The 7,440-nt window shown below is 70.9% G+C and carries 10 protein-coding genes; 3 read left to right on the top strand and 7 right to left on the bottom strand.

Translation table 11 applies throughout. From position 1 onward, the window contains the following. Positions 1-314: 314 nt before the first annotated feature. The 4 genes from ACFYZS_RS32045 to ACFYZS_RS32030 form a co-directional block, all read right to left on the bottom strand. Positions 315-1,238, bottom strand: a complete 924-nt coding sequence (locus ACFYZS_RS32045) for a SigB/SigF/SigG family RNA polymerase sigma factor (protein ID WP_389020247.1) — start codon at positions 1,236-1,238, stop codon at positions 315-317. A gap of 182 nt (positions 1,239-1,420) precedes the next feature. Then, positions 1,421-1,873, bottom strand: coding sequence for a DUF2267 domain-containing protein (locus ACFYZS_RS32040; RefSeq protein WP_389020244.1), 453 nt, complete (start codon positions 1,871-1,873; stop codon positions 1,421-1,423). 68 nt (positions 1,874-1,941) lie between these two features. Continuing rightward, positions 1,942-2,337 carry a DUF2267 domain-containing protein gene (locus tag ACFYZS_RS32035; RefSeq protein ID WP_376137182.1) on the bottom strand — a complete coding sequence of 132 codons (396 nt, stop codon included), beginning with the start codon at positions 2,335-2,337 and terminating at the stop codon, positions 1,942-1,944. A 107-nt stretch (positions 2,338-2,444) separates the two neighbouring features. Then, the gene (locus tag ACFYZS_RS32030) at positions 2,445-2,879 is read right to left on the bottom strand and encodes an Hsp20/alpha crystallin family protein (RefSeq protein ID WP_030862706.1); all 435 of its coding nucleotides are present in this window, start codon (positions 2,877-2,879) and stop codon (positions 2,445-2,447) included. A 126-nt stretch (positions 2,880-3,005) separates the two neighbouring features. Here ACFYZS_RS32030 and ACFYZS_RS32025 point away from each other — a divergent pair, with 126 nt between their 5' ends. Then, complete coding sequence (locus ACFYZS_RS32025) at positions 3,006-3,674, top strand: HSP18 transcriptional regulator (protein WP_389020241.1); 669 nt, start codon at positions 3,006-3,008, stop codon at positions 3,672-3,674. A gap of 393 nt (positions 3,675-4,067) precedes the next feature. Beyond that, a complete protein-coding gene (locus tag ACFYZS_RS32020; protein WP_389020238.1) occupies positions 4,068-4,427 on the top strand; it encodes a hypothetical protein in 360 nt (119 codons plus the stop codon). Positions 4,428-4,835: 408 nt separating this feature from the next. Here the strand turns inward: ACFYZS_RS32020 and ACFYZS_RS32015 are convergent, their stop codons facing one another. Further along, the gene (locus tag ACFYZS_RS32015; protein ID WP_389020236.1) at positions 4,836-5,033 is read right to left on the bottom strand and encodes a hypothetical protein; all 198 of its coding nucleotides are present in this window, start codon (positions 5,031-5,033) and stop codon (positions 4,836-4,838) included. A 639-nt stretch (positions 5,034-5,672) separates the two neighbouring features. Here ACFYZS_RS32015 and ACFYZS_RS32010 point away from each other — a divergent pair. Beyond that, complete coding sequence (locus ACFYZS_RS32010) at positions 5,673-5,930, top strand: WhiB family transcriptional regulator (protein WP_389020234.1); 258 nt, start codon at positions 5,673-5,675, stop codon at positions 5,928-5,930. A gap of 580 nt (positions 5,931-6,510) precedes the next feature. Here the strand turns inward: ACFYZS_RS32010 and ACFYZS_RS32005 are convergent. Further along, a complete protein-coding gene (locus ACFYZS_RS32005) occupies positions 6,511-6,759 on the bottom strand; it encodes a hypothetical protein (RefSeq protein WP_389020231.1) in 249 nt (82 codons plus the stop codon). Between the two features lie 514 nt (positions 6,760-7,273). After that, positions 7,274-7,435 carry a hydrophobic protein gene (locus ACFYZS_RS32000; RefSeq protein ID WP_389020228.1) on the bottom strand — a complete coding sequence of 54 codons (162 nt, stop codon included), beginning with the start codon at positions 7,433-7,435 and terminating at the stop codon, positions 7,274-7,276. Positions 7,436-7,440: the final 5 nt, after the last annotated feature.

Here is a 7,440-nt window from a genome sequence, read left to right as displayed (position 1 = left end):
CACCAGGAAAACCCCCACGCCCGCATAAACCCCTTCCGGACCGGGGGGGGGGGGGGGCCCCGCGGGCGGGCCCCCCCCCCCGCCGCATGCCCGTGTGCTGTTCGGCGTGCCCCGGGGGCGAGCTCGGGCCGGACGCGGCGCGCAGGGTCCGGCAGCTGAGCAAGGTCATCGCGGCGGCCTGGGGCCTTGCCGCGCGCGTCCCCGAAGAAGAGGCCCACGCGCTTGGCATCGACGGGAAGACGCCGGTAGCTGGCGGGATCCGGGATGGTTAAAGCCCCGTCCCGCTGTAACCGCCTCGACGGCAGTCGGCTTGGCTAAGCGGTCAGCATGCCGGTGCGCAGGTGGCTGAGGATGCGGGTGAGCAGGCGGGACACCTGCATCTGTGAGATGCCGAGTTCGGCGCCGATCTCGGACTGGGTCATCTCTTGGGCGAAGCGCATCCGGAGAATCTTGCGATCGCGTTCGTCGAGCGCGCGCAGGAGGGGGGCGAGGGTGTGGAAGTCCTCGAAGAGGGCGATGGCCGGGTCGACGTCGCCGACCGTGTCGCTCAGCGGGCGGCCCTCGCGGCGCGTGGCCGTGCGCTCGGCAGCGCCGGTGGCCGAGTCGATGGAGTCGCTGGTGTAGCCGTTGGCGGCCACCAGTCCCTCGATGACGTCCTCCTCGGAGAGTTCGAGGTGCTCGGCGATCTCCTTGACGCTCGGTGCGCGTCCGAGGGCCTCGGTGAGCGCCTCTTGGCATTTGGCGAGCTCGACGCGGAGTTCCTGCAGGCGGCGGGGGACGTGCACGGCCCAGGTGGTGTCGCGGAAGTACCGCTTGATCTCACCGGTGATGTACGGGAGGGCGAGAGTGGAGAACTCGACCTCGCGCTCGGGGTCGAAGCGGTCGATGGCCTTGATCAGGCCGATCGTGCCGACCTGGATGAGGTCGTCGAGTTCGATGCCGGCGTTGATGCGGGCGGCGAACCGGCGGGCCGCGAAGCGGACGAGGGAGATGTTCATCTCGATCAGCGTGTTGCGGGCGTACTGGTACTCCCGAGTCCCCTCCTCCAGCTCCCTCAGCCGCACCAGGAACAGTCGCGACAGCTCCCGCGCGTCCGCAGGCGCCACCTCGCGGGCGTTGTCGATCCGCGGCAGGGGCTCCGCGAGCTGGCCGGTGGCGGCTGCGGGCTCGGCGCGGGTGAAGGCGGCGTCCTGGGCGGTCTCCCGGGCGGGAATGATGGCTGTGGCGACCTGAGGCATGAGAGCGTTCCTCCCCTGAACGAATGGCTTGCGCAGCCGTGTGCCCACACAAGCGGAATCCCAATCAGACGGACCTGGGGTCGTCGGTCCGATCACGGCATCACCGGCCCGAGCGCCTCAAGCGGAAGCCGGGCCGCTCTGCGGCCCGGCCACGCGATGCGTCCGGGGGCGGTGCCAGGCCCTCAGGCGGCTGCGGCGTGCAGCTGCGGCCGGCGCAGTTCGGCCTGGCCGAAGAGGAGGGAGTAGCCGTCGGGGAGCCGGTGCAGGATGCGGGCGAGGAGGTCGGGGCCGGCGAGGCGCGCGACGACGGCGAGTACGGCGCCGGTGTCCCAGCGGGCGACGGCCGGGCTCACCCCGGTGCGGGCCGCCAGGTCCTTGACGAAGCCCCAGCCGGTGAGGTGCTGGGTGTCGGGGATCTGGGCGGTCAGGGTGAGGGCGGCCTCGACGGGCAGGGCCTGGGCGAGATCGACGCGTTCGTCACCGGTGAGCTGTCGGCCGAGGGCGGCGAGGACGTGGTGGACGGCCTCCGCGGCGCGTTCGCGGGTGGGGTAGGCGCCCTCGTAGCGCACGCGTTCCAGCGTCTGCTCGAACGTCATGGCGGGCTGGGCCAGGTGCGGTCGAGGCTGGTCGTACATGGTGTTGCGGCTGCCTTTCTCTGCGAAGGATCCGGCCTCCGGCCGGTGGAGGTCAGGGGTCTGGTCGGTCAGGTGGGCTGGGGGTGTCCGAAGAGGAGGTCGTAGCCGTGCGGGAGCTGGAGCAGGACCTCACGGGTGAGGACGTCGCCCGCGGCGGCGGCCGCGGTGGACAGGACCGCGCCGATGTCCCACAGCGCCGTCTGCTCCGTGGCGCCCTCGATCCAGGCCGCGGTCGCACGGACGAAGCGTTCAGGGGAGAGCGGCTCCGCGGCCTGCAGCGGGTTCAGGAGGATCAGGGCGTACGTCTCGGGGAGCCGGGCGGCGAGCTCGGCCCGCACGCTGCCGACGAGGTGGGCGCCAAGGAGGGCCAGGACGACGCGGGCCACGCGATCGGCGTCTTCGAGGGTTTCGTACTCGCCGCGTTCCTGGACATGGGCCAGGAACGACTCCCTGCGCATCGACATCGGGTCACCTCCAGGGAGGGGTGAAGGAAGCCAAGGGGTGCGGAGGGCGGGGTGCCGGAGGGGGATCGGGTGTCCCCGCCCTCCGCTGCCGGCTGGTACGGGAGGGTTCAGCCGGAGATCTGCTTGCGGCCGCTCTCGCCGCCGATGCTGATCTTGCGGGGCTTGGCGCGCTCGGCGATCGGGATCCGCAGGGTCAGGACACCCGCGTCGTAGTCGGCCTGGATGCGCTCGGTGTCCAGGGTGTCGGCCAGGACGATCTGGCGGGAGAAGACACCCAGGGGCCGCTCGGAGAGCTCCACCTTCACGGAGTCGGCCTTGGCGACCGGGCGGCGCTCCGCCTTCACGGTCAGCATGTTCCGCTCGACGTCGATGTCGATCGCCTCGGTGCTCACTCCGGGGAGGTCGAAGGCGATCACGTACTCCTCGCCCTCACGGTAGGCGTCCATCGGCATGACCGACGGCTTCGACCAGGTCCCGGACGTCCCCGACAGCTGCTGGACGATCCGGTCCATCTCGCGGAACGGGTCAGTGCGCATCAACATCGCGAAACACCTCCAGTTGGTTCAGGCAGGAACTGCCAATGCGCTTCAACGTGCATCCGTTGTAACATGTCATCGAAACGATGACAAGTACGTCGTCATCTGGAGGATGACAGAGCGGAGAGCATCATGAACGAAGCCGCGGAGCCGACCGCGCCCATCCCCTTCTTTGCCGCTGCGGCGGCACTGGAGACGATCAACCAGGCCGTCAAGAACGCGCAGCACCCCTTGGCAGGGGCACCGGCCACCGCAGCGGCACCCGAGAGCGGCGGGGGCCCACATCCGGCCCTGGCCGCCCTGCTGATGCTGCGCGAGGTCCGCGAGCAGCTCGCCGGCTGGGAGTCCGGCCTGATCGAAACCGCCCGCGGCCACGGCGCCAGCTGGGCCGACCTCGCCGGTCCCCTCGGAGTCGCCAGCCGCCAGGCCGCCGAACGCCGCTACCTCCGACTGCGCCCCGGCAAAGCCGGGAGCACCGGCGAGGAACGCGTGCAGGCCACCCGCGGGATGCGCGCGGCAGACCGCAACGTGAACGCCTGGGCCCGCGACAACGCGGCCGACCTGCGCCGCCTCGCCGGCCAGATCACCGCCCTCACCGGCCTGCCCGCCAGCGCCCGGAGTGCCGTCGAGGACCTGAACGCAGCCCTCGGCGGCAACGACGCCGCCCGCCTCGTGCAACCCCTGGCCGACACCCGGGCCCACCTGAGGCCCGAGGACGCCGCACTTGCCGAAGGCATCGACACCATGACCCGGCACACCGAGCGGCTCCGGCAGGACACCCACGACCAGCGCAGCGCGTGACCGCCTCGAAATCCCTTCTCCAACGCACCAGAAGTACCGCGCCAGGCTCATGTCGCCCCGGCAGAGCCACACCCTCGTACGCTGCGCGGCTGGAGGGAGCCCTGCGCTTCGGGTCCCCCGTGGGGTCGACACAGCACGAGGCGCAACTCGACGGGCCTCCGGAGCAGCCCTGCCCGCACCCCGCGTTCAGAGAACCGGCCAGCCCGAACGACACGTTTCAGCCCAGACGGGACGCGCCACGCCCGGCCCCTCCTCCACTCGCCCCCTTCCAGTGCTCGGCGCCCATCCGGCACGCACCATCCGACCTGGCGGGAGCACCAAACCGTTCGGCTGAACGAGCACGAACCGGAGCGCCCGCTTCCCTTCTGGAATCGAACAGAATTACGTTCACAGGTGACCGACCAGACTTCCTTCCCCAACGACCTCCTTCACCTCCAGGAACGCCTCCACCGGGCCCATGCCGAGCACCGCGCCTACTTGGCCGCACTGCCCTGGAGCGTGGAACCCATGAAGGGCTGGGCACGCGGTGAGCGGTACTCCCACCGCGGGGACGTGCCCGACAGCCCCGGCTGGAGCGACGAGCAGAAGGCGACGGTCGACCGAATGTGGGCCGAGCTGCGGGTGCTGTCGAGCGCGGTGGTCGACCATCCCCACTGGAAGACCATTCCCGCCGAGGTCCTGGTGAACAGACGCATGGAGCTGAAGCGGCAGGCCCTCCCCCACGAACCAGGCAACGCACCCGAAGCACCGTAGCCGCCATGCGGGAGCCCCTCACCGGCTCGTCTTCACGACGGCCGCGAGGCCGCCGCCCACAGTGGCCGGGTCCGGTGGCGCTCACGGACGGTGGTGGTCGCACCAGTCCCGGAACAGCTCCTTGAACTCGCGCTGCCCTTCCGCCAGAAGGAGGCACAGCCGAGTACCGCTCGGCTGTGCTGCTCTCCCGAGCGGCCAGCCGCTGCATCATCGCGCGAAGCCATGGAGTTCGGGACGGATGGGACCGTAGCGCAGCGGTCGACGCGCGACCTTCACAGCCAAGGACGCCGGTTCGAATCCGGCCGGACCCGCCCTTCCTGCACGAAGTGGAGCCCGCCGCCATCCTGACCGGGGGGCTCGGTACGGTAGTCACCGCGATACCTGGCGGCCGTAGCGTTCCTGGGCCGCCTAGCGTGTGCAGTCCAGCACGAAGCTCGTGCGCTGGTAGCCCGTACGGTCCTCGACGGCGAGCGGGAGCGCGGAGACAGCCGCCCCCATCGGCAAGACCTGCGGGACGAGCGCCGGCTGATCGGCGGTGTGCGCCATGGCGAGGAGGGGCAGGGCGAGAGCAACGGCCGCCGCGACGGCCCTCATCATGATCGCCACAGGACGGTTCCATCCGCCCCCACCTCGTCAGAAACAAGGCTCGGAGCCGGGGTTCACGCGCCAGGGGGCCATGGGTGAGGGCCCCCGACGCCCGCACCACACCGCGTCACGCCTCACGGGTGGCTGCCCGGGATCGCCGCGGCCGGACCCGTGCGGGGCGCTCCACGCCGTTTTCCAGGAGGCGCCGCGGACATCCCGGCCCGGCCGCCGGGTTGCGGAGGCAGGGCCGGATAGGTGCCCGCCCGCGCCGGCCTCACTCCTCCCCGCGGCTCCCCGCAAAGCGTCGCAGCTGGGGGCTGCCCGCCCGGGTCCAGTCGGCGAACCACCAGGCCGCGGTGACAACGGCAGCCCAGAGCAGCCCTTGCAGCACGGCTTTTGGCCACGCCGCCGACTCACCCCACCGCTCGACTCCCGTCAGCACCCCCCAGGCCACCACGAGGACAACGGCCGTACGTACACCTCGGTGCTTGAACATGCGCACAACCTGCCCCGGACGCCGATGGCCAACAGAGGTCAGTGCGGCATTTTCGGAGCAGGCCGTGGTGAAGAACGCGCTGATGCCCCTGCCGGCCGCATAGAGACGCGGATCCCGGTCAGGTGCGGGGATGAGCGACCCACTAAGTGAACGGAGGCACGACGATGGACTGGCGTCACCGAGCGGCTTGCCGCGAGGAAGACCCGGACCTGTTCTTCCCCATCGGGAGCAGCGGCCCAGCCCTGCTCCAAATCGAGGAGGCCAAGGCGGTGTGCCGCCGATGCCCGGTCTTGGAGCGCTGCTTGGAGTGGGCTCTCGACGGGGGCATGGACATGGGCGTGTGCGGAGGCCTCACCGAGGAGGAACGGCGCGCCGTCAAGCGCCGCAGGGCCCGGGAGACGCGGGCTCGCCTCCACTCCTGACCCGCCTGCCCTCGGAGCCCGTTCCGGCAGGTTCGCTCCACGCTGAGACAGCGGCGGCACCTACGAACGCTGTGAGCCTTCCCCGCACGACGCCCGGCGCGGTCGCCGCGGATAGGGCCCACGCGTCCCGCGGCAACCGCTGCGCAGACGCGGTATCAAGGCAGCCATTCCCGAGAAGCCATCGCCGACGTGAGACCTCTGCGGCAATCCAAGAGCATCACTCCCACCGCCGCAGCACGCCACTTCGGGGTCTGGCCGGCCACCATCTCCACCCCCAAAAGGGGAATGCGCCGAGACGACGGCCTCACTCGCGCTTGCCGTGACTGGCTCCAGGCCGCCTGACCACCGAGCAGAGTTCAAAGCTCCTCACACGGGAGCCGGGGCAGTGCCTGCGCCAGGAAGCCGGTCCGCCGCCACAAACGCCTCGGCAGCCGTCAGAGTGGCGTGCGCCGTGCGGCAGCCGGCGGTGAGGACGTAGAGGGGTAAAGGCAATTCTCCAGCTCCGCCCGCTGCGCGGGATCGTGGGGAGCGGCCGGGGTCCTGCGGCGCGCCGGCCGTACCTGGCTCACCTGCTGGCGGCTCACCTGCTGGCGCTGACGAGCGGGGACGGGTACAGCGCCGTTGCGGCGGGCGGTGCCGGTGCGGTGCGGGCGCGTTCGATCTCCGCGCGCTCCGCCCGCTCCATGCGGTCGTCGCCGTGCGGGCCGCAGACCTCCTCGTGCAGGCCCAGCACCACCTGAGCCGTGAGCTCCCGTGGCAGGCCAGCGGTACGGGCGGCGTTTTCGAGAATCCGGTGCGCGACCGGGACCGTGCACGGGACCAGCGCCATCAAACCCCCACCGCCGGCCCGCCCTCGTCAGACGCCGTGCGTGGCAAAGGCTGTATCGGTCATCTCGGGCTCCCCTGCTCACCCCTGCGGGCAGCAGGTCCCCTGTCCACAACCACACCCCACACCCACCCGCTCCGGGCGGACACCACGCTGCCCGGAATGCTGCCTGCCGTTGACCGGACGTCAACCCGCCATCAACGCGTGCCCCTCGGCGATGAGCAGCCCTACGCAGACGGCGCACTGCTGGGACGGTGGTTGGCCAGGTCGGTCCCTTGGGTCCCTGTCGGTCCGGGCCGACGCGACCGGGACGGCCGCCGATCTTGGAGGTGAGCAGGTCCCCTGCTGCGTCACGACGACCGGCCCGGCTGATCACGCGCATACCCGCGACGACAGTCCCCACCACACAGCTCCTTCGAGAAGTCTGTGCGGCAGGAGAACCGCACACGGCGGTGGGCCGCTCCCCCGACGGGGAGCGGCCCACCATGGCCTATCGCCGCAACTTACGCAGGCCGCGCTACCAGCGGTACCAGCGGCCGCTGCTGCCCTTCGGACGGGCGACGAACCCGATCAGCCACAGAACCAGGACCGCGATCGCGATCCACCAAAGGATCTTCACCGCGAAACCAGCGCCGAACAGGACCAGGACCAGCAGGAGAACCAGAAGCAGGGGAACCATAGTTA

It is taken from the genome of Streptomyces sp. NPDC001903 (assembly GCF_042891345.1).
Lineage (GTDB): Bacteria > Actinomycetota > Actinomycetes > Streptomycetales > Streptomycetaceae > Streptomyces.
Note: the sequence above shows the minus strand (reverse complement) of the source record. Positions and strands in the feature narration are given on the sequence as shown.

Coding starts and splice junctions, on each gene's coding strand:
- ACFYZS_RS32045 (WP_389020247.1), bottom strand. CDS start 1,238: ATGCCTCAGGTCGCCACAGCCATCATTCCCGCCCGGGAGACCGCCCAG.
- ACFYZS_RS32040 (WP_389020244.1), bottom strand. CDS start 1,873: ATGTACGACCAGCCTCGACCGCACCTGGCCCAGCCCGCCATGACGTTC.
- ACFYZS_RS32035 (WP_376137182.1), bottom strand. CDS start 2,337: ATGTCGATGCGCAGGGAGTCGTTCCTGGCCCATGTCCAGGAACGCGGC.
- ACFYZS_RS32030 (WP_030862706.1), bottom strand. CDS start 2,879: ATGTTGATGCGCACTGACCCGTTCCGCGAGATGGACCGGATCGTCCAG.
- ACFYZS_RS32025 (WP_389020241.1), top strand. CDS start 3,006: ATGAACGAAGCCGCGGAGCCGACCGCGCCCATCCCCTTCTTTGCCGCT.
- ACFYZS_RS32010 (WP_389020234.1), top strand. CDS start 5,673: ATGGACTGGCGTCACCGAGCGGCTTGCCGCGAGGAAGACCCGGACCTG.
- ACFYZS_RS32005 (WP_389020231.1), bottom strand. CDS start 6,759: ATGGCGCTGGTCCCGTGCACGGTCCCGGTCGCGCACCGGATTCTCGAA.
- ACFYZS_RS32000 (WP_389020228.1), bottom strand. CDS start 7,435: ATGGTTCCCCTGCTTCTGGTTCTCCTGCTGGTCCTGGTCCTGTTCGGC.